The organism is Nocardia salmonicida NBRC 13393 (assembly GCF_001613085.1).
GTDB lineage: Bacteria > Actinomycetota > Actinomycetes > Mycobacteriales > Mycobacteriaceae > Nocardia > Nocardia salmonicida.
Genome location: NZ_BDBR01000010.1, coordinates 300,397 through 320,560, shown reverse-complemented (window position 1 = coordinate 320,560; position 20,164 = coordinate 300,397). Strand labels below are relative to the sequence as shown.

At 67.2% G+C, this 20,164-nt stretch carries 20 protein-coding genes and 1 tRNA gene; 3 read left to right on the top strand and 18 right to left on the bottom strand.

What is annotated here, in order from left to right; genetic code table 11:
- Positions 1-37: 37 nt before the first annotated feature.
- From NS1_RS13045 to argS, 16 genes are all read right to left on the bottom strand, one after another.
- On the bottom strand, positions 38-850 hold the full coding sequence (locus NS1_RS13045) for a F0F1 ATP synthase subunit delta (RefSeq protein WP_062984464.1): 813 nt from the start codon (positions 848-850) through the stop codon (positions 38-40).
- A 19-nt stretch (positions 851-869) separates the two neighbouring features.
- The gene (locus NS1_RS13040) at positions 870-1,427 is read right to left on the bottom strand and encodes a F0F1 ATP synthase subunit B (protein ID WP_056817902.1); all 558 of its coding nucleotides are present in this window, start codon (positions 1,425-1,427) and stop codon (positions 870-872) included.
- Between the two features lie 5 nt (positions 1,428-1,432).
- A complete protein-coding gene (locus tag NS1_RS13035; protein WP_056817903.1) occupies positions 1,433-1,681 on the bottom strand; it encodes an ATP synthase F0 subunit C in 249 nt (82 codons plus the stop codon).
- Between the two features lie 73 nt (positions 1,682-1,754).
- On the bottom strand, positions 1,755-2,588 hold the full coding sequence (gene atpB, locus NS1_RS13030; protein ID WP_482809861.1) for a F0F1 ATP synthase subunit A: 834 nt from the start codon (positions 2,586-2,588) through the stop codon (positions 1,755-1,757).
- A gap of 307 nt (positions 2,589-2,895) precedes the next feature.
- A complete protein-coding gene (locus NS1_RS13025; protein ID WP_056817905.1) occupies positions 2,896-3,354 on the bottom strand; it encodes a Cg1360 family ATP-synthase-associated protein in 459 nt (152 codons plus the stop codon).
- A gap of 28 nt (positions 3,355-3,382) precedes the next feature.
- Positions 3,383-4,513: an MraY family glycosyltransferase gene (locus tag NS1_RS13020; RefSeq protein ID WP_062984462.1), complete on the bottom strand. Its 1,131-nt coding sequence runs from the start codon at positions 4,511-4,513 to the stop codon at positions 3,383-3,385.
- 13 nt (positions 4,514-4,526) lie between these two features.
- Complete coding sequence (locus NS1_RS13015; protein WP_056817909.1) at positions 4,527-5,192, bottom strand: L-threonylcarbamoyladenylate synthase; 666 nt, start codon at positions 5,190-5,192, stop codon at positions 4,527-4,529.
- 241 nt (positions 5,193-5,433) lie between these two features.
- Positions 5,434-6,306 (bottom strand): peptide chain release factor N(5)-glutamine methyltransferase, encoded by an 873-nt coding sequence (gene prmC, locus NS1_RS13010; RefSeq protein WP_062984461.1) that lies wholly within the window; start codon positions 6,304-6,306, stop codon positions 5,434-5,436.
- A gap of 22 nt (positions 6,307-6,328) precedes the next feature.
- On the bottom strand, positions 6,329-7,399 hold the full coding sequence (gene prfA / locus NS1_RS13005; protein ID WP_062984459.1) for a peptide chain release factor 1: 1,071 nt from the start codon (positions 7,397-7,399) through the stop codon (positions 6,329-6,331).
- A gap of 96 nt (positions 7,400-7,495) precedes the next feature.
- A complete protein-coding gene (rpmE, locus tag NS1_RS13000; protein ID WP_056817915.1) occupies positions 7,496-7,732 on the bottom strand; it encodes a 50S ribosomal protein L31 in 237 nt (78 codons plus the stop codon).
- 331 nt (positions 7,733-8,063) lie between these two features.
- Positions 8,064-10,082: a transcription termination factor Rho gene (gene rho / locus NS1_RS12995; protein ID WP_062984547.1), complete on the bottom strand. Its 2,019-nt coding sequence runs from the start codon at positions 10,080-10,082 to the stop codon at positions 8,064-8,066.
- 403 nt (positions 10,083-10,485) lie between these two features.
- Positions 10,486-11,412: a homoserine kinase gene (gene thrB, locus NS1_RS12990; RefSeq protein WP_056819144.1), complete on the bottom strand. Its 927-nt coding sequence runs from the start codon at positions 11,410-11,412 to the stop codon at positions 10,486-10,488.
- Between the two features lie 25 nt (positions 11,413-11,437).
- On the bottom strand, positions 11,438-12,532 hold the full coding sequence (gene thrC / locus NS1_RS12985; RefSeq protein WP_056817917.1) for a threonine synthase: 1,095 nt from the start codon (positions 12,530-12,532) through the stop codon (positions 11,438-11,440).
- Positions 12,533-12,626: 94 nt separating this feature from the next.
- On the bottom strand, positions 12,627-13,967 hold the full coding sequence (locus NS1_RS12980) for a homoserine dehydrogenase (RefSeq protein WP_056817919.1): 1,341 nt from the start codon (positions 13,965-13,967) through the stop codon (positions 12,627-12,629).
- Positions 13,964-15,385 (bottom strand): diaminopimelate decarboxylase, encoded by a 1,422-nt coding sequence (gene lysA / locus NS1_RS12975; RefSeq protein ID WP_062984457.1) that lies wholly within the window; start codon positions 15,383-15,385, stop codon positions 13,964-13,966. Before lysA ends, NS1_RS12980 begins: the two co-directional genes overlap by 4 nt.
- A gap of 34 nt (positions 15,386-15,419) precedes the next feature.
- A complete protein-coding gene (gene argS, locus NS1_RS12970) occupies positions 15,420-17,081 on the bottom strand; it encodes an arginine--tRNA ligase (RefSeq protein WP_062984455.1) in 1,662 nt (553 codons plus the stop codon).
- Positions 17,082-17,170: 89 nt separating this feature from the next.
- Between argS and NS1_RS12965 the strand changes: the two genes are divergently transcribed.
- The 3 genes from NS1_RS12965 to NS1_RS12955 all read left to right on the top strand — a co-directional run bounded on the left by NS1_RS12965 (position 17,171) and on the right by NS1_RS12955 (position 18,964).
- Positions 17,171-18,058 carry a thioredoxin-like domain-containing protein gene (locus tag NS1_RS12965; RefSeq protein WP_062984453.1) on the top strand — a complete coding sequence of 296 codons (888 nt, stop codon included), beginning with the start codon at positions 17,171-17,173 and terminating at the stop codon, positions 18,056-18,058.
- Positions 18,058-18,780, top strand: a complete 723-nt coding sequence (locus NS1_RS12960; RefSeq protein ID WP_062984451.1) for a DUF305 domain-containing protein — start codon at positions 18,058-18,060, stop codon at positions 18,778-18,780. Before NS1_RS12965 ends, NS1_RS12960 begins: the two co-directional genes overlap by 1 nt.
- A gap of 111 nt (positions 18,781-18,891) precedes the next feature.
- Positions 18,892-18,964 (top strand) — tRNA-Arg (locus tag NS1_RS12955).
- A gap of 133 nt (positions 18,965-19,097) precedes the next feature.
- On the opposite strand, the gene NS1_RS12950 is transcribed toward NS1_RS12955, so the two are convergent.
- Entirely contained in the window at positions 19,098-19,721 is a 624-nt protein-coding gene (locus NS1_RS12950; protein ID WP_062984450.1) for an NAD(P)-dependent oxidoreductase, read from the bottom strand.
- The gene (locus NS1_RS12945) at positions 19,718-20,158 is read right to left on the bottom strand and encodes an SgcJ/EcaC family oxidoreductase (RefSeq protein ID WP_062984449.1); all 441 of its coding nucleotides are present in this window, start codon (positions 20,156-20,158) and stop codon (positions 19,718-19,720) included. The genes NS1_RS12950 and NS1_RS12945 overlap by 4 nt, the downstream gene beginning before the upstream one ends.
- Positions 20,159-20,164: the final 6 nt, after the last annotated feature.

The following is a 20,164-nucleotide window of genomic DNA, read 5'->3' as shown; positions in this document are numbered from 1 at the left end:
GTCGGGGGTCGGAAAAATACTGCGTTGAGCGCCCTTTTCAGGACAGTGCCCGACGCAGCTTCTCCAGTCGGCCGGTGGCGCTGCCGTCGATCACGTCGTCTCCGACGCGCACGACGACGCCGCTCAGCAGCGTCGGGTCGACCTGCACGTGCACGGTGACCGCCTTGCCGTAGATCCGCCGCAGGGAAGCCGACAGCTTCGCCTTCTGCTGATCGGTCAGCTCGACCGCCGAGTGCGCGTGGGCGACGATCTGGTCACGACGGGCCGCCGCCAGATCGGACAGGGCGTCGAGGGCGACGCCGATGTTGTTGGTCCGCAGGCGGGTCACCGCCTGCTCGGCCAGCGCCAGGGTGACCGGCTCGACCTTGCCGGTGAGCAGCCGCTCGATCAGTTCGCGCCGCGCCGAGGCGGGCTTGCCGTGATCGGAGAGAGCCTGCTCCAGCTGCGGGTTGTCGGCGACGATGCGTCCGAGCCGGAACAGCTCGTCCTCCACCGCGTCCTGCCGGCCACCGACGGCGGCCGACTCCAGCAGAGCCTCCTGCCCGAGCAGCACCAGGGTGTCGACCAGATCGCGGGTGCGTGACCAGTTCTGTGCCACCGCGGTGGTCAGCACTGCCTGCGTGGCAATGCTGACCTTGCCGCCGAAGACCCGCTCACTGAGTTCAGCGCGCGCCGAACCCGGCACCGAGGCGTCCGCGAGCGCCACACGCAGCGAACGCTGGTCGTCCAGCACGGCGACAACGGCGAACAGTTCCGACCCCGTTGTGGCCGCAACAGTTTCGCTTCCGGTCAGAGCGACCCGAAGCGCCTCGCGAGACCGGGTACTGGCCTCGCGGCTCGCTGCGTACATGCTTCTCACTTTCGCGTCGCTACCTTCCGACCCCGATGGCGTCGGTGTCGTCGAGTTCGCTGAGGAACTTGTCGATCGACGCCGCCTGCTTGGCTTCGTCCGAAACAGACTGACCGATGATCTTCTCGGCCAGGTCGACTGCCGTACGGCCGACCTCGGAACGCAGCTCCGTCAGGATCTGCTGGCGCTGGGCTTCCAGCTGGGAGTGACCGGCGGCGACGATGCGGTCGCTTTCGGCCTGGGCATCCGTGCGCATCTGCGCGAGGATCTGCTGACCCTGGGTGCGTGCTTCCTCACGGATGCGCGCGGCCTCGAGCCGGGCGTCGGCCAGCTGCTGCTGATACTGCTCCAGCGTGTGCTGCGCCTCGACCTGGGCTGCTTCGGCCCTGGCGATACCGCCTTCGATCTTGTCCGTGCGCTCTTCGAGTGTCTTGGTCACACGCGGGATCACGTATTTCCAGAAGAGCACGCCGATGATGACGACGCAGACGATCGACCAGACGATGTCGTACGTTTCGGGAACGAGAGGATTCACATCCTCTCCACCCTCAGCTGCGAGCGTGATGAGTTCGCGCATCGGAATCAGAAGATGAAGCCGGCGACGAGGCCGATCAGCGCCAGGGCCTCGGTGAACGCGATACCGAGGAACATGGTGGTACGGATCTGGCCGGACAGCTCGGGCTGGCGAGCGATGCCCTCGATGGCCTTACCGACGACGATACCCACGCCGATGCCGGGGCCGATCGCGGCCAGACCGTAGCCGATGGCGCCGAAGCCCTTGAAGGTGCTCTCGGTGGTCGCGGCTTCCTGGGCCAGGTAAGCGAGGCTCATGAATCTTTCCCTTTCTGTTGCTCACCCGCCGGTCGGCGTGTGTAGCAGGTTTCCGGTAGTTGTTTCAGTCAGGTCAGTGGTCGGCAGCGTGCTGTGCTTCGCCGATGTACACAGCGGCCAGCAGGGCGAAAACGTAGGCCTGCAGCGCGATGACCAGCAGCTCGAACAGCGTGAACCCGATGCCCGCCAGCAGCGAGAACGGCGAGAAGATCTTCATCCACGCGGTGGCGTCGAACAGGAAGTACCAGGTCGCGCTGAAGAACAGCACCAGCATGATGTGGCCGGCCAGCATGTTGGCCATGAGTCGCACGGTGAGCGTGAACGGGCGCAGGATGAAGGTCGAGATGAACTCGATCGGGATCAGCAGCACGTGCAGCGCGATCGGCACGTCGGGAACGACGATGCTGTGCCGGATGTAGGAGAAGAACCCGTACTTCCGGATACCGACGAAGTTGTACGTGATGTACACGATCGCGGCCAAGACCAGCGGCATGCCGATGCGCGCATTGGACGAGATGTTCAATCCTGGAATCACACCGGAGAAGTTCAGGAACAGAACCGTGAAGAAGATCGTCGCCAGCAGCGGCAGGAACTTCTTACCGTTTTCCTTACCGAGTACTTCGTCGGCGATCTGCTCCTTGACGAAAACCACACCGGCTTCCATCACGTTCTGCAGGCCGCGCGGCACGATCTTCGGTGCGCGGAAAGCCAGCACGAACACGATCACCACAACGGCGGTCATCAACAGGCGGACCAGCATCAGACGATCGAGTTCGAACGGCGTACCCTCGAACAGCACTGCTGGAGGGAAGAAGTCGGACAGCGATGGCGCGTGGAACTCGCCCGCCGCCAAAGTGATGACGCTCAGCGTTCTCTCCCGTGTTCGGGCCGCGGGTACGACGGTCATTCCCGCGGTTCGATCGGACATTGACGATCAATGGGGTCGACTCTGGTCGGCTCGAAATTCGACAGCCGCTCGTACGGTGTAACCCGTATCGGCTTCTGTTCGGGCGTCGGCGACATCGTCGACATGCTTCAACCGGGCACATTCCACCCGGATCGGCAGTAAGCATAGCGGCACCGGGTGGGATCGTCAGGATCCCCCCTGGTAACTCGAGGCAATGCCCCGAGTTTGTCGGGCCGAGCCTCTAGCTTGGGTGCTTGCTTACCAACACTTTACCAAGCTATCTACGACAGTGTGTAGCTGGGTGGGATTATTCCTGCTCGGAAGCCGTTTCGCTGTCTCCCGCGCGTGTCGTGACGTACGGAACCTTCTGGCTCACAACGCCGTACGTCTCGGCACCGAGGACGATCAGCAGGGCCCCCACCACCGTAAAGAACAGCGCGGGCCTGCTGTAGAAGTCGAACTGGTTGAGCACGACGATGACCAGCAGCGCCACCAGCATCTTGCCGACCCAGCTGACCAGCATCACCGCACCGGCCATGGTCGGCGGCAGCTTCGCGCCGAGCAGCACCGCGACGACCGTGGTGAGGATGAACCCACCACCGATCGCGGCGCCGAGCAGCGCGCCCCACAGACCGGCCGTCCCGGCCACCGCGGAGGCGATCGCAACGGAGACGACCACGAGCACGCCGAGGCCGATCAGGCCGTAGCGCAGCGCGGCGCGCAGAGGAGCGTCGGGGCCTGGCACGGTTTCGGGTGTAAAGCTCACGGCCCGGACTTTACCTTGCGCGCCGAACTCAGTGCTGCGTCGACTCCGACCTACGCACCGACGGGATCGCGGTCACTACCAGCGCGAACACCAATCCGCCTGCCACCAGCAGGACAACGAGGCGTCTATCCATCAAGGAAGTCCCCACCGCGCCGAACGCGAGTACGCCGACCCATAAATAAATCAGCAAGACCACGCGCCGGTGCGAATGTCCGATCTGGAGCAATCGGTGGTGCAGATGCATTTTGTCCGGTGTGGAGAAACTCACGCCCGCACGCACTCGCCGCACGATCGCCAGCAACAGATCGAGCACCGGAATGAACATCACCGCGCCGACCAGCAACAGCGGTGACAGCAGACCGACAATGTCGCGCGGGCCGTAACCCTGCAGCGGAATTCGGCCGGAGGCGCCGGTGGATACCGCGGCCAGGATCAAACCGATCATCATCGAGCCGGTATCGCCCATGAATATTCGGGCGGGCGAGAAATTGTGCGGCAGAAATCCGAGGCAGGCGCCCGCCAGCGCGGCGGCCAGCAACGCGGGCGGATAGGTGTCGACCGAACCGCCCTGGTCGTAGAGCAAACCGATGGAGAACACGAAAACCGCGGTCGCGCAGATCAAACCGAGGCCGGCGGCCAGGCCGTCCAATCCGTCGACGAAGTTCATCGCATTCACGAGGGTGACGGTGATGCCGACGGTGACCAGACCGCCCTGCAACGCGTCGAGCACCACGGTGGTGTCGTTGAACGGGTTATAGATCACATACCAGCTCAGGCCCATCACGGCCATGACGCCCGCCGCGGTGATCTGGCCGACGAATTTGGTGAGCGCGTCCAGGCCCCACCGGTCGTCGACGATGCCGACGACCACGATGATCGTCGCGGCGACCAGCACCGCCGGGATATCCGGGGCGTAGTCGAAACCTCTTCGCAGCGCGGGCAATTGGTGTGCGAACAACACCGCGGCGACGACACCGACATACATGCCGACACCGCCCATTCGCGGCACCGGCTTCACGTGCACATCGCGCTCACGCGGCACCGCCACCGCGCCGAACGCGATAGCGAGCACCCGGACACCACCGGTGGCCAGGAAGGTCACCGTGGCCGAGACGAGCAGCACGAGCAGTAGCTCGCGCAGGGGAACGACTGAGCTCATCAGCGGCGTGCGATCACCGCTGCGCGGAACTGATCAGGGCTTCCGGCACCATCCCGAGCACCTCCGCGATATCGGCCACCGACACAGCACCCTCCCGCAACACCCGCGGCTGATCCGCGGTGAGATCGACGATCGTCGAGGCAACGGCGTGCTCGGCCGGACCACCGTCGAGATACACACTCGCCAGTGAACCCAGCTGCTCGCGCGCCTGCGCGGCGGTGGTCGCGGGCGGCTGCCCCGACACATTGGCGCTGGACACGGCCAGCGGCCCGACCTCACGCAACAGTTCGAGCGCCACCGGATGCAACGGCATCCGCAACATCACCGTGCCGCGGGTATCACCGAGATCCCACGCCAGCGAGGGCGCGGCTTGCACAACAAGACTCAGCGCACCGGGCCAGAACGCGCGAATCAGATCCCGCGCCTGCGGTCGCACCGAGAACACCAGCCCATCGATGGTGTGCCACGACCCAACGAGCACCGGCACCGGCATATCCCGCCCACGCCGCTTGGCCGCCAGCAGGTCACTCACCGCGGCGGAATCGAACGCGTCGGCGGCGAGGCCGTAGAGCGTGTCCGTCGGCATGACGACCAATCGCCCGGACTTCAACGCGCTGGTCGCGGCGGTGATGCCCGCCGCCCGCGAATCAGCCTCAGCACAGTCATAGACGGTACTCACAGCGTTTCCGCCTCTCCGCGAATTTTTTGCATTTCCGCCTCCCCGAGACTCTGCGGTCTTCGGGTGCGGCAAGAGTCTAGCTGCCGGGCCTGCGGCGAGATGTGGGGGGACTTTTGGACGTGCCCGGCGAGTTACCCATGCTCTCTCGAGATCAGCCGTCGTGAGAGTTGCTCGGAGTGCGCTCGGAAGCGCCGGGTCGCGAGAGCATTGGTTCGACCTCGCGGATTCCGCCCGATCGGAGTTAGCCGAGGCGTGCGACGACGAAGCGGGGCTTGTCGGCGAGGTCGGGGTGCTCGACGATCTCGGTGAAGCCGGCTGTCGCGAGCAGGGCAGCCACTCCCCCACCGTTGGTGTCGTCGTGTTCGATGGCGGTGGCGCCGCCGGGGCGCAGGAGCCGGGCGATGGTGGGGATCATCGCCCGGATGACGTCGAGGCCGTCCGGGCCGCCGAAAAGGGCTCGATGGGGGTCGTGGTCGGCTACCTCGGGTTCGAGGATCGCGGCTTCGGGGATGTAGGGCGGGTTGGCGACGACCAGGTCGACGGTATCCGCCAGCGCGGTGAGCAGGGCCGGGTCGGTGACGTCACCGGCGTAGAGGGTGACCGGGGTGTCACCGTCGGCGATGCGGGCGTCGGCGTTGCGGCGGGCCCAGGCGAGGGCATCGGGGTCGAGCTCGACGGCGTGGACCTCGGCGTCGGGGCGGGCGTGGGCGATGGCCAAGGCCAACGCGCCCGAGCCCGTGCACAGGTCGACGACGATCGGCGCGTGGTCGCGCGGGAGAGTCTCGAGGTAGGCCAGCGCCCACGCGAACAGCAGTTCGGTCTCCGGGCGAGGCACGAAGACGCCGGGGCCGACTGCGAGGTCGATCTCCCCGATCGCCGCCGTTCCGGTTAAGTGCTGCAAGGGAATTCGCGCGGCCCGCTGTTCGATCAGCGCGCGGTACCGGTCGGCGATCTCGGGCTCGACCATCGGGATCAACGCCAGCCGCATGCGCTCGGTGCCGAGCACATGGGCGGCCAGGTTCTCCGCGTCGGGCATCGGCGAACCGACGCCCGCCTCGGCCAGCCGCGCGGCGGCTTCGACGATCAGCGGCCGCAACCGGAGACGTTCGGTCACTGTGTCAGTCCGCTCATGCCGATCACTCGGCAGCCATGCGCGCGTCGCGATCCGCCTTGCCGAGCGCGTCGAGCAGGGGGTCGAGATCACCGTCGAGGACCGCGTCGAGATTGTGCGATTTGAACCCGATCCGGTGATCGGCGATCCGGTTCTCCGGGAAGTTGTAGGTGCGGATCCGCTCGGAGCGGTCGACCGTACGGATCTGGCTGGCGCGACCGGCCGCGGCTTCCTGGTCGGCCTGCTCCTCGGCCAGCGCTTGCAGCCGCGCGGCGAGCACCTGCATGGCGCGCGCCTTGTTCTGCAACTGGGAGCGTTCGTTCTGGCAGGTCACCACGATGCCCGACGGCAGGTGAGTGATGCGGACCGCGGAGTCGGTGGTGTTGACGCCCTGGCCGCCCTTGCCGGAGGACCGGTAGACGTCGATGCGTAGGTCGGTCTCGTCGATCTGTACCTGCTCGACCTCGTCGGGCTCGGGGTAGATCAGCACGCCCGCGGCAGAAGTATGGATGCGGCCCTGCGATTCGGTCACCGGCACGCGCTGCACCCGGTGCACGCCGCCCTCGAACTTGAATCGCGACCACACCCCGTCGCGCGCGGCGTCCTTGCTCTTGATCGACAATGTCGCGTCCTTGTATCCGCCCAGGTCGGAATAGGTGACATCGAGGGTCTCGACCTTCCACCCGTGCCGCTCGGCGTAGCGGATATACATGCGGGCCAGATCCGCCGCGAACAGCGCGGATTCCTCGCCGCCCTCGCCGGACTTCACCTCGAGCACCACGTCGTCCCCGTCGTGCGGGTCGCGCGGGGCGAGCAAGTCGGCGAGAGCCTGCTCCAGTTCCACCAGCTGTGTCTCCAGCCCCGGCACCTCCGCGGCGAACGAGGCATCGTCGGAGGCCAGCTCACGGGCGGCCTCCAGATCGTCGCGCACGGTCTCGAGCTTGCGATAGGTGCTCATCACCGGTGCCAACTCGGCGAACCGCTTACCCACCCGTCGCGCCGCACCCGCGTCGTTGTGCAACGACGGATCGGCGAGCTGCATCTCCAAGCCCGCGTACTCGGCCAGGATGTCGTCGATAGCGGACGGCTGCGTCACAGAAGGTTCCTTATGGTGTGGAAAAGCGATTACCTCGGGCAGAGAAACCACCGACGCCCGGCCTGCTGATGCAGTACCGGGCGTCGGGGGAGGTAACTAGGAGGCGTCTTCGGCCGTCTTGGCACCCGCGCGCTTGCCGTAGCGAGCCTCGAAGCGAGCCACGCGGCCGCCGGTGTCGAGGATCTTCTGCTTGCCCGTGTAGAACGGGTGGCACTGCGAGCAGACCTCGACCGAGATCTGGCCGGACTCCTTGGTGGAGCGAGTCTGGAAGGTGTTGCCGCAACCACACACAACGGTGGTGTCGACGTACGTGGGGTGGATTCCTGCCTTCATGGGCGTCCTCTCGATAATGGTCGCCGGGTCGTAGCTCCATGGAGTGGAGTACGTGAACCGGAACCGACTAGGCGGGAGTCTGCGAGAACTCGCAGACACACAGCGGTCCAGTATGCCAGATCAGGCCGCACTCACTCAGAACACCCCCCACCTCCGGTTTGTTCCCTGCTACACAGCGGCTGGCGCCGCGGTTCTCGGCGCTTGACTCCGCCGCTTCCCTCCCTGCGGGCACTCCTTCGTCGCACCCTCCGGTCAGTCCATCGGCGGAGGCGCGCCGAGAACGAAACAAGGGCCCCGCCGAAGCGAGGCCCTTGCCAGTAGTTCTAGACGATCACTCGTCGAGAGCGCTCGGTGCGGTCTTGGAGACCGTCATCAAGAACTCGAGGTTGTTCTTGGACTTGCGCAGACGATCCATCAGCAGATCGATCGCCTGGTGCGAGTCCAGACCCGACAGCACGCGCCGCAGCTTGTGCACGACAGCCATCTCGTCGGGCGAGAGCAGCAGCTCGTCGTGGCGGGTGCTCGACGGGTTGATGTCCACCGCGGGGAACACGCGCCGCTCGGCGATCTTGCGGTCGAGCTTGAGCTCGGCGTTGCCGGTGCCCTTGAACTCTTCGAAGATCACCGTGTCGCCGGTGGAACCGGTCTCCACCATCGCCGTGGCGATGATGGTGAGCGAGCCACCGTTCTCGATGTTGCGTGCCGCGCCGAGGAAACGCTTCGGCGGGTACAGCGCGGTCGAGTCGACACCACCGGAGAGGATGCGGCCCGACGCAGGCGAGGAGTTGTTGTACGCACGACCCAATCGGGTGATCGAATCGAGCAGCACCACAACGTCTTTGCCCATTTCCACCAGACGCTTGGCACGCTCGATGGCGAGCTCGGCGACGGAGGTGTGGTCACCCGGCGGGCGGTCGAAGGTGGAGGCGATGACCTCACCCTTCACCGAACGCTGCATATCGGTGACCTCTTCGGGACGTTCGTCGACCAGGACAACCATGAGGTAGCACTCGGGGTTGTTGATCGCGATCGCGTTCGCGATGTCCTGCATGATCGTGGTCTTACCCGCCTTGGGCGGGGACACGATCAGCGCACGCTGGCCCTTACCGATCGGCATGATCAGGTCGATCACGCGCGTGGTGAGCTTGTTCTGCGCGGTTTCCAGGCGCAGGCGCTCGTTCGGGTACAGCGGGGTGAGCTTCTGGAAGTCCGGACGACGACGCGCTGCTTCGAGCTCGCCACCGTTCACGGTGTCCAGGCGAACCAGCGGGTCGAACTTCTGTCGCTGGTTGTTCTGCTCGCCGTCGCGCGGGGCACGCACCGCACCGGTGATCGCGTCACCGCGGCGCAGGCCGTTCTTGCGGACCAGGTTCATCGACACGTACACGTCGTTGGGGCCGGCGAGGTAGCCGGAGGTCCGCACGAACGCGTAGTTGTCGAGGACATCGAGAATGCCCGCGACCGGCTGCAGGACGTCGTCCTCGCGAATGTCGTAGTCGCGGGCCTCGGTCTGGCCACCGCCGACGGGACCGCCATCGCGGTCACGACCACGACGACGCTCGCGGAATCGACGACCCCGGCGACCGCGGCCGCCTTCCTCGTCGTCACCACCACGGTCGTCGCGGGGACCGCGATTACCGCCGGTGTTGCCGTTCTGGCTCTGGTTCTGGTTGCGCTCGTTCTGATTACGCTCGCCACCGGTGCGCTCGCCACGGTCGTTGCCGCCACGGTCGTTGCCGTTGCGCTCGTTGCGCTCGGCACCGTTGCGGTCGCCACGATCGCGTCGGCGTTCGCCCTGGTCGCCGCCCTCGGCCTTATCGGCCTGCTTGGTCTCCTCGGCGCGGTTCTCGGCGGGGGCGCGGTTCTCGGCGGGGGCATTGTCGCCACCACCGGAACGGGCCTGGTCACGCCCACGGCGCTGCCTGCCACGACCACGCTGACCACCGTCGCGACCGGAATCCTCGCCTGCCTCGGCGGGGGCATCGGTCTTGACCTGCTCGGTCGCGGCCGGGTCGGCCTGCGCCTCGACGGTCTTGGCCTCGGTGGCCTTGACCTCGGCGGGAGCCTGCTTCTCGGCGGGCGCGGCCTGCTTCTCGGCCTTGGCGGACTTCTCCACCTTCGCGGGCGCTTCGCTCTTGGCAGGCGCTTCGCTCTTGGCAGGCGCTTGGCTCTTGGCGGGCGCTTCGTTCGCGACAGGCGCGGCGGCCGTCACGGCGGCGGGCTTGTCACCCTTGGCCGGCGCTCCGGATTGATTTTCCTTGATAGCGGCGATGAGATCGCCCTTACGCATTCCGGAGGTACCTCGGATACCGAGCTCCCCCGCCAGTGCGCGCAACTGCGGCAACAGCATTCCAGTCAGCCCCGATCGTGCGACGTCGGTTTGTTCGCTCATTTTCGAAATCTGTCCGGATTCACTTTCGCGGCTGCCCGAGTTCGTAGGGTTGGAATCCACCCCGGGTGTCGCGAGCAGGTCCGTTTCTGTCACGGAAGTCCTTTCCTTCCCTCGAATGCCGTGTGCTGATTCGAGGGTTCCGTTCCGTAGACCCGGCAACATATGCCGAGCTCGGATTATGCGTCCATGTTCGACGCCTGTGCCGTACTACCCGCCGCGGGAGGACCGGAGGCCTTCGCCACCAGAAGACAGTGGTGAGGGGAGCGATTGCCCTGATGAAGCACCGGCGTCTGATGCGCACGATGTACGGACTTGCTCAGAATAGCTGCCTATTGCGAACAACGGCAAGGCAGGCACGCCGTCAGTCGATCGATACTCCGGCGGCGATGCCGGGCTCGACCACGCGCAAACCGTCCGATTCGGCCTGTTTGCGCAGGTCATCGGGGAATTCTTCGGTGGTCAGCGCGAGAATAGTCGGGCCTGCGCCCGAAACCGTCGCCGCGATTCCCGCCGCGCGCAGCAGCTCGATCCACTTCGTGGTGAGTGGTAGCGCGGGTGCACGCTGGGTCTGGTGCAACCGGTCGGCGGTGGCCGACATCAGCAGATCGGGGCGTTCGGTCAGCGCGACGACGGCCAGCGCCGCCCGGCTGACGTTGAACGCCGCGTCGCCGTGGGGCACCTGCTCGGGCAGCAGCCCTCGGGTGTGCGCCGTGGAGGAGCGTTCCTGTGGGATCAGCACCACCGGGCGAAGAGCCGACGCCGGGGTGAGCCGCACGGCCCGGTAGGCGCGGGTCTGCGCGGCATCGGTTTCGGTCCACGACACCACGATTGCCCCGAGCACGCTGGCAGCGGCATTGTCGGGATGGCCTTCGAACTCCGAGGCGAGCTGCACCAGCCGGTCGTCGTCCATGCGCAGCGCGGGGTCGAACTTCGCGGCCAGCCCGGCGCCCGCGGCCAGTCCCCCGACCACGGCCGACGCGCTGGAACCGAGCCCACGCGAGTGCGGAATCACGTTGCGGCACACCACGTCGAGACCGTCGGCCCACACACCCAGCGATTCCAGTCCGCGCTCGATCGCGCGGACCACCAGATGTGTTGGGCCCCAAGGCACGTCGTCGGCGCCTTCACCCTCGACACGGATGTCGAGTCCCGATGCGGTAGTGCGCACCACGATTTCGTCGTAGATGCCCAATGCCATTCCGAGACAATCGAATCCGGGACCGAGATTGGCCGTGGAGGCGGGAACGCGCACGGTCACTTCGAGACCGGCGGGCAGCGTCGCTGTCATCAGCGTGGGCTCGGGTGCGGTCAACTCAGGCCAGCTCGAGTTCACGGGCGATAGCGACCGGGTCGACCGCGATCGGCTTGACCTCCGGCATTCCGGCCAGCGCGTTGTCGGGGTCCTTGAGACCGTTGCCGGTCACGGTGCACACGACGGTCAGGCCCGAATCCAGCCAGCCTTCCTTGCGCGCGGCCAGCAGACCGGCCACGCTCGCGGCCGACGCGGGCTCGACGAAGACGCCCTCTTTCGCGGCGACGAGGCGGTAGGCGGCCAGGATCTCGTCGTCGGTGGCCGCGCGGAAGGCGCCACCGGACTGCTCCTTGGCCTCCATCGCACCGTTCCACGACGCCGGGGCGCCGATCCGGATAGCGGTCGCGATGGTCTCCGGGTCCTTCACCGGCGCACCGTTGACCAGCGGCGCGGCACCGGCGGCCTGCACACCGAGCATGCGCGGCAGCACCGAGGTGATGCCGTCGGCGTGGTACTCGCGGTATCCACGCCAGTAGGCGGTGATGTTGCCCGCGTTGCCGACCGGCAGCACGTGCACATCGGGCGCCTTGCCGAGCACGTCGCAGATCTCGAACGAGGCGGTCTTCTGGCCTTCGATACGCGCCGGGTTCACCGAGTTCACCAGGCCGACCTGCGGAAACTCCGCGGTCACCTTGCGCGCCAGCTCGAGACAGTCGTCGAAGTTGCCCTCGACCTGGATGATCTTGGCGCCGAGCATCACGGCCTGGGCCAGCTTGCCCATCGCGATCTTGCCCTGCGGGATCAGCACCGCGCATTCCATGCCGGCGCGGGTGGCGTACGCCGCGGCCGAGGCCGAGGTGTTGCCGGTCGACGCGCACAGCACGGCCTTCTGACCGCGGTACTTGGCGTCGGTCATCGCCATGGTCATGCCGCGGTCCTTGAACGAACCCGTCGGGTTGGCACCCTCGACCTTGAGGTACACCTCGCACCCGGTGAGCGCGGACAGGTGCGGCGCGGGGACCAGCGGGGTACCGCCCTCGAACAGGGTCACCGGCTCCCAGTCGGCCGCACCGGCCAAGCGGTCGCGGTAGGCAGCGATCAGACCGGGCCAGCGCGAGTGCACGCCCAACTGCGGTGCGATTCCAGTCGTGCTCATGCCAACGCTCCCTGCGTCGCGGCGCAACCGTGCGCGCGCGTGTCTTCTGCGTACGATGCGGTGCGAATGTCGGCGACGCCGCGCACATTCCGCCTCATTCTTCTGTGCCTTCCAGTCTGAGAACGCTGGTCACAGCGGTGACGGATTCCATGTCCGCCAATACGGCGACAGTATCTGCCAGCGACGACTCCACCGCATGGTGGGTGACGACCACGAGTCGGGCGCCGTCGCCGTGGCCCTGCTGACGCACGGTGGAGATGCTCACCCCGTGCTGGGCGAAGGTGTCGGCGACCGCGGCGAGCACGCCGGGACGGTCCTCCACCTGCAGGTTCACGTGATAGCGGGTGGGGGTGTCACCGATCGGCGCGATCGGCAGCTCAGCATAAACCGATTCGCCGGGTGCCCGACCACCGTAGAACTTGTTGCGCGCGGCCATCACCAGGTCGCCGAGCACGGCCGACGCGGTGGGGGCGCCACCGGCGCCCTGCCCGTAGAACATCAGGCGACCGGCGTTGTCGGCTTCCACGACCACCGCGTTGAACGCGCCGTTGACCGAGGCCAGCGGGTGCTTGCGCGGGATGAGCGCCGGGTAGACCCGCACCGAGACGCGATCCTTGCCGCCCTGTTCCAGCGTCGGCTCGCCCGGACCGGCCGAGACGCGCTCGCAGATGGCGAGCAGCTTCACCGTGCAGCCGACAGCCGACGCGGTCTCGAGGTCTTCGGCGGTGATCTTGGAGATGCCCTCGCGGTAGACGTCCGCCGCGGTCACCCGGGTGTGGAACGCCAGCGAGGCCAGGATCGCGGCCTTGGCGGCGGCGTCGTAACCCTCGACATCGGCGGTGGGGTCGGCCTCGGCGTAGCCGAGCGCGGTGGCCTCGGCGAGCACGTCGTCGTAGGCGGCGCCGGTCTCGTCCATCGCGGAGAGGATGAAGTTGGTGGTGCCGTTGACGATGCCGACGACCTTGTTCACCCGGTCACCCGACAGCGACTGGATCAGCGGCCGGACCACCGGGATCGCACCGGCCACGGCGGCCTCGAAGTACAGATCGGCGCGGCTGCCCTCGGCGGCGGCGGCGAGTTCACCGGTGTAGTCGGCCAGCAGCGCCTTGTTGGCGGTGACGACGGACTTGCCCGCGTTGAGCGCGTCGCCGATCAGCTTGCGGGCGGGGTCGATGCCGCCCATGACCTCGACCACGAGGTCGACATCGTCGCGGGCGACGAGCGCGGCGGCGTCGGTGGTGAGCAGCTCGGCGGGCAGACCGCGGTCCTTGCTGATGTCGCGCACGGCGACACCGCGCAGCACGAGCGGCGCTCCGACGCGCGAACGCAGGTCATCGGCGTGATCGCGCAGCACGCGAACCACCTCGGTACCGACAGTGCCCATCCCGAGCACGGCTACGCCGAGCGGACGCCCCGCATCTTTGGTGCCGTTCATTCTTCCACCTCCAGGCTGAGCAGGTCCGCCACCGTTTCCCGGCGCAGAATCAGTCGCGACGCACCGTCACGCACCGCGACCACGGCGGGCCTGGTGAGCAGGTTGTAGCGGCTCGACATCGAATAGCAGTACGCACCGGTCGCGGCAACGGCCACCAGGTCGCCGGGGGCCGCGTCGGCGGGCATCCAGGTATCACGAATGACGATATCGCCACTCTCGCAATGCTTTCCGACCACGCGGGCCACGACCGCATGGGCGTCCGACGAGCGCGAGACCAGACGGCAATCGTAGTCGGCCTGGTACAGCGCGGGGCGGATATTGTCGCTCATCCCGCCGTCCACGCTCACGTAGCGACGGCGCGCGCCACCGTCGAGTTCGACATCCTTGATGGTGCCGACCTCGTACAGGGTGACGGTGCCCGGACCGGCGATGGCGCGGCCCGGTTCCACGGCGATGGTCGGCTCCGGCAGCCCGGCACGGGCGGCCTCGGCGGCGACCAGGGCGCGCAGATTGGTGGCGAATTCGCCCAGCGGGGGCGGGTTGTCGCTCGGCAGGTAGGAAATACCGAGGCCGCCGCCGAGATCCAGGGTCGAGATCTGGGCGGTGCGGTCGATGCCGAACTTGTCGATGGCCTCGCGCAGCAGGCCGAGCATGCGGCGCGCGGCGATCTCGAAGCCGTCGAGTTCGAAGATCTGCGAGCCGATGTGGCTGTGCAGACCGACCAGACGCAGGTTGTCGGCCTCGAAGACGCGCGCGAGCGCTTCCATGGCGTCGCCGCCGGCGATCGAGAAGCCGAACTTCTGGTCCTCGTGCGCGGTGGAGATGTACTCGTGGGTGTGCGCTTCGACGCCGACGGTCACGCGGACCAGCACGTCCTGCACCACGCCCGCCGCACCGGCGACCGCTTCGAGCCGCTCGATCTCGTAGAGCGAGTCGACGACCACGTGCCCGACACCGGCGGTGACGGCGGCTTCGAGCTCGGGCACCGACTTGTTGTTGCCGTGCAGCGCGATGCGCTCTGCCGGGAAACCGGCGTTCAGCGCGACCGCGAGCTCGCCGCCGGAGCACACGTCGAGGGAAAGGCCCTCGTCCCGGATCCAGCGCGCGATCTCGCCACACAGGAACGCCTTGGACGCGTAGTGCACGCGGGCGTTGGCCCCGAACGCGGCCACCATGTCGCGGCAGCGCGAACGGAAATCGTCCTCGTCGATCACGAACAGCGGCGTGCCGTACTGCTCGGCGAGCTGGGTGACGGGCACGCCCGCCAGCCGGACCACACCGTCGTCAGCGCGCGAGGCATTGCGCGGCCAGACGTTCGCGGGGAGGTCGATCATCTCCCTCGGATCGGTCGGGCGCTCGGCCAGACTCGGTGCGTGCGGGATCTCTGCGTGCCGGGGACCGGCCGGGTGTGCACTCATTGCGGTGCGTCCTTCCTGAAAAGCTTGCCGGTGTTCACATGCGCTCCGGTGCGCTCACGCCGAGCAGGGCCAGGCCGTTGGCCAGCACCTGGCGGGTCGCCTTGACCAGTTCGAGCCGGGCCGCGTTGAGCGGAGTGACGGCGTCGTCACCCTTGGGGAGCACGCGCATGTCGTCGTCGGACTGGAACGGGTGGTAGACACCGGCCAGTTCTTCGAGGTAGCGGGCGATGCGATGCGGTTCGCGGGTATCGGCGGCGGTGGCGACCACGCGCGGGAAGTCGCCGAGGGTGCGGATCAGGTCGCCTTCGCGACCGGAGGTCATCAGCGCGAAATCCGGTGCCACCGAAGCGAATTCGGGATACTTCGCGGCGTTGCCGATGATGCTGTTGGTCCGCGAGTGCGCGTACTGCACGTAGTAGACCGGGTTCTCGCTGCTCGCCTTGGTCCACAGGTCCAGGTCGATGTCGATGCTCGAGTTCACCGAGGAACGCACCAGCGAGTAGCGCGAGGCGTCGACGCCGATCTGCTCGACCAGGTCGTTGAGGGTCACCACGGTGCCCGCGCGCTTGCTCATCTTCACGGCGACGCCGTCGCGCACCAGGTTCACCATCTGGCCGATCAGCACCTCGACGGTGTCGGGGTTGTCACCGAACGCGGCCGCGGCGGCCTTCAACCGGCCGATGTAGCCGTGGTGGTCGGCGCCGAGCATGTAGATGGCCAGGTCGAAGCCGCGGCCACGCTTGTTCTGGAAGTAGGCGATGTCACCGGCGATGTAGGCGGCGTTGCCGTCGCTCTTGAGGACCACGCGGTCCTTGTCGTCGCCGTATTCGGTGCTGGCGATCCACCACGCACCGTCCTTCTCGTACAGGTTGCCCGAGTTCTTGAGCTGCTCGACGGCCTGTTCCACGGCGCCGGAGGCGAACAGTTCGCTCTCGTTGAAGTACACGTCGAAATCGGTGCCGAACTCGTGCAGATCCGCCCGGATCTGGGCGAACATCTGCTGTACGCCCTCGCTGCGGAACACCTCGTGACGCTCTTCGGCGGGCAGGGTGAGCACCTCGGGATGCGCGGCGACGATGCCCGCGCTGATCTCGGAGATGTACTCGCCCGCGTACCCGTCCTCGGGGGTCGGCTCGCCCAGCGCGGCCGCGACCAGGGACTTCGCGAAGCGGTCGATCTGCGCGCCGTGGTCGTTGAAGTAGTACTCGCGCGTCACGTCGGCGCCCTGAGCTGCCAGGATGCGACCCAGCGCGTCGCCGACGGCGGCCCAGCGGGTGCCACCCAGGTGCACCGGACCGGTCGGGTTCGCCGAGACGAATTCGAGGTTGATCTTGGTGCCCGCCAGCGCGAACCCGGTGCCGTAGATCTCCCCCGCGGCCAGGATCTGGCTCACGATCGCACCCTGTGCCGAGGCGGCGAGGCGAATGTTCAGGAATCCGGGCCCGGCGATCTCGGCCACATCGATACCCTCGGTCGCCGACAGCGCCTCGGCCAGCCAGCCGGCCAGCTCACGGGGGTTGGTTCCGACCCGCTTGGCCACCTGCATCGCTACATTCGTGGCATAGTCGCCGTGTTCGGGGTTGCGCGGACGCTCCACTGTGACCTGCTCGGGCAGGACCGACGAGTCCAGTCCGCGTTCGACAAGCACCTTCGCCGCGGTGGTACGAAGGAGATCTGCAAGGTCAGCTGGAGTCACGAGTCTCTATCCTATTGGCTGGGCCCCTTGCAACCACTACCGCCCGCCACGAACCCACCGATCCACACGTCGAAAGAGCACAACGAGCGATGCCTAGCAGGACCAGCGCCACATCAGCCAAGGCCGTGCGGGCCGCGGGGAAGTCGTCTCCGTCCCGCAAGACCCGCAAGGGCAACCTTCCGGGCAAGAAGCGGGACACGCCATGGGCCCTGCTCGGCGCGGGCCTCGCCATCGTCGCGCTGGTCGGCCTCCTCGCCTACAGCCTGGTGCCCAAGTACATGGACCAGGCCGCGATCCGGGAAGCCCAGACCGATCTCAAGGAATGGGTGCCCTCCAAGGAGAACCAGGACCCCTCGGCGAAGATCGACGGCGTCGTGAAGTCGCAGTACCCGGCCGGTCTGCACGTGACCGCCAGCCAGCGCGTGGCCTACGACAAGGCCCCCGCCTTCGGTGGCCCGCACGACGGCGCGTGGGCGAACTGCACGGGCACCGTGTACGCCAAGCCGATCCGCATGGAGAACGCGGTGCACTCGCTCGAGCACGGCGCGGTCTGGATCGCGTACAACCCCGACAAGGTCGACGCGGCCGGTGTCGAGACGCTGTCGAACTTCGTCAAGGGCCGTCAGTACTCGCTGATGTCGCCGTACCCGGGTCTCGACTCGGCGATCTCGCTGCAGTCGTGGGGCCACCAGCTCAAGCTGGACAATGCCGACGACGCGCGGATCAAGCAGTTCATCTCAGCCCTGCGCGAGAACCCGTACGCCTACCCCGAGGTCGGCGCGAGCTGCTCGAACCCGATCTTCGACGCGAACAACCCGCCACCGTTCGACTCCTCGCCCTACGGCCCCGAAGCGGTCCCGATGGACGGTAAGGGCCTGACTCAGGACCCGACCGAACTCGGTGGCGGCGGCACGGGCTCGGGCATCCCCGGCCTGCCGAACATCCCGATGCCGGGCGGCCTGCCCTCGGGCCAGTAGTGAGCACGGAAGAAAGCGCGGTCGAATCCGACGACACCGCACCCGAGTCGAGCGCGCGTCGCCCGGCCGGGGCGGTGCTCGTCCTCGGTGCGATCGGTCTGCTGCTGCTCGGCGCGGTGGCCGGCGTGCTGTTGCGGATGCCGCTGGAGAAGAACTCCGAACCCGAGCCCAGCGCTGTCGACATCGGTTTCAGCCAGGACATGTCGGCCCATCACGCCCAGGCCGTCGACATGGCAGGCGTGGCGCTGATCGCCTCGACCGACAACGACGTGCGCCGCCTCGCCTACGACATCCTGACCACCCAGCAGAACCAGATCGGCCGCATGCAGGCCTGGTTGCAGCTGTGGGGCGAGTCCAACCAGAACGTCGACGGCTATATGGGCTGGATGACCGACGACCACGGCAGTGCGGGCCACCACGGCGGCAGCGCGGCCGAACCCGCGATGTCGGGCCCGATGCAGCAGATGCCCGGCATGGCGAGCCAGGAAGAGATGACCGCGCTGCGCCAGTCCACCGGCCCCGCCCTCGACACGATGTTCCTGCAATTGATGCTGCGCCATCACCAGGGTGGCGTCCCGATGCTCGACTACGCCGCCGAGCACGCCGACACCACCGCGGTCCGCACCCTCGCAGCCACCATGGCGAAAACCCAAGAGGGCGAATCCCAGCTGATGACGACCATGCTCGCCACCCGCAACGCCACTCCCCTCCCCCTCAACTGACCCCCGAGGCCGGACCGGCCCATCCCCGGTCCGGCACGGTTTTTGGCGCACCGCACTCGATGCGATACGCTGTCGCTGCCCGATCGCCTCACCGCGACCGGCATCTATCCCGCCCTCGTAGCTCAGGGGATAGAGCGTCTGCCTCCGGAGCAGAAGGCCGCAGGTTCGATTCCTGCCGAGGGCACACACGAAGAAGGCCCCCGACCAGCACTCCAGCTGGCGGGGGCCTTTTTCGTCGGCGCGATCACGACCATCGGATCCTTGCGCAGGTGCATCGTCGTGCCGCAGGTATGGCGAGCATTGTGGAGCCTGCCAGGTCAGGACGACATCGCCATCGCGGTGCCGTGGGTCCGCGGGTCGTCGATGGCGTCGAGTAGGTAGCTCGCCAGGTCGGCTCGTGATGTTCGCGGGCCGGCTTTCGTGTTCGTACCCAAAAGGATTCGCGGCCTACTTGTGGCAGGGCCATCGGTCAACCGGGTGGGCCTGATGGCGGTCCAGCGTAATTCGCTGTGCGCGAGCAGCTGTTCCATACGCGCCATATCCGTGTACGTGTAGCGCATGATTCGATGCAGCGCGCGGGCGAGCAACCGGGTCGCCGGTCCCGCGTCGGACGGAATGTCCAGCCCGGCGGAAGAGACGACCAGCAGTCGCCCACCGGGCGGCATGGCGGCGATGATCTCGGTGGCGCCGGCCGAGTAGACGGTGGTGGGTCCACGGTCGCGGGCACCGAGTGCGGAGATGACCGCGTGGTGTTCGTCGAGCAGACCCGCGAGGGATCCGGGCACGGTTGGGTCGGCGACCATCACGGTCAATCCCGGTGCAGGAGGGAGGCTTCCGGCCGGACGGACAATCGCGGTGACACGATTGCCGCGGGCCAGGGCCTCGGCGACAACCGCCCGCCCGGTGCGCCCGGTGGCTCCGACCACGGCGATGGTGGTCATCGGTGCGCGCCGGGTCGGGTGGCGGGCCGGAATCTGAAGGAGACCGCCTCCATCAGCGGCTTGCGCTGGGTCTTCTGTACCGCGGCGATGCGCCACTGGCTCTCGGCGTCGCGGATCACGGTGTAGGTCGCGAGTTTGCCGAGCTTCTTCGCATCGCCCTTCGAGGATTCACCTCGCGTGACAACGATGGCAGTATCGCTTCCGTACCTGCGGATTTCGAGAATCTGCACGGTGAGGCGGGTGCCTTTCAGGAAGCTGTCGAACAGCGCCTGGTGCGCCCGGCCGATCTCGACGCCACCGTGGTAGACGGTGCCGACAAAGGTGACATCGGTGGCGTCGGCGGTGAAGCACGCGCCGTAGGCGGCGCCGTCGCCACGGTTCCAAGCGTCCTGGCTGCGCTGGACGAGAGCGCGGATGTCGAGGTTGTCGGTGTCCATGATTGT

Bases quoted from the DNA above. Each gene is read 5' to 3' on its own strand.
- NS1_RS12945 (WP_062984449.1), bottom strand. From the start codon at position 20,158: ATGGACACCGACAACCTCGACATCCGCGCTCTCGTCCAGCGCAGCCAG.
- thrC (WP_056817917.1), bottom strand. From the start codon at position 12,532: ATGAGCACGACTGGAATCGCACCGCAGTTGGGCGTGCACTCGCGCTGG.
- NS1_RS12950 (WP_062984450.1), bottom strand. From the start codon at position 19,721: ATGACCACCATCGCCGTGGTCGGAGCCACCGGGCGCACCGGGCGGGCG.
- rho (WP_062984547.1), bottom strand. From the start codon at position 10,082: ATGCTGTTGCCGCAGTTGCGCGCACTGGCGGGGGAGCTCGGTATCCGA.
- rpmE (WP_056817915.1), bottom strand. From the start codon at position 7,732: ATGAAGGCAGGAATCCACCCCACGTACGTCGACACCACCGTTGTGTGT.
- NS1_RS13020 (WP_062984462.1), bottom strand. From the start codon at position 4,513: ATGAGCTCAGTCGTTCCCCTGCGCGAGCTACTGCTCGTGCTGCTCGTC.
- NS1_RS12965 (WP_062984453.1), top strand. From the start codon at position 17,171: ATGCCTAGCAGGACCAGCGCCACATCAGCCAAGGCCGTGCGGGCCGCG.
- lysA (WP_062984457.1), bottom strand. From the start codon at position 15,385: ATGAGTGCACACCCGGCCGGTCCCCGGCACGCAGAGATCCCGCACGCA.
- NS1_RS13040 (WP_056817902.1), bottom strand. From the start codon at position 1,427: ATGCGCGAACTCATCACGCTCGCAGCTGAGGGTGGAGAGGATGTGAAT.
- NS1_RS13035 (WP_056817903.1), bottom strand. From the start codon at position 1,681: ATGAGCCTCGCTTACCTGGCCCAGGAAGCCGCGACCACCGAGAGCACC.
- NS1_RS13045 (WP_062984464.1), bottom strand. From the start codon at position 850: ATGTACGCAGCGAGCCGCGAGGCCAGTACCCGGTCTCGCGAGGCGCTT.
- thrB (WP_056819144.1), bottom strand. From the start codon at position 11,412: ATGACAGCGACGCTGCCCGCCGGTCTCGAAGTGACCGTGCGCGTTCCC.
- NS1_RS12980 (WP_056817919.1), bottom strand. From the start codon at position 13,967: ATGAACGGCACCAAAGATGCGGGGCGTCCGCTCGGCGTAGCCGTGCTC.
- atpB (WP_482809861.1), bottom strand. From the start codon at position 2,588: ATGACCGTCGTACCCGCGGCCCGAACACGGGAGAGAACGCTGAGCGTC.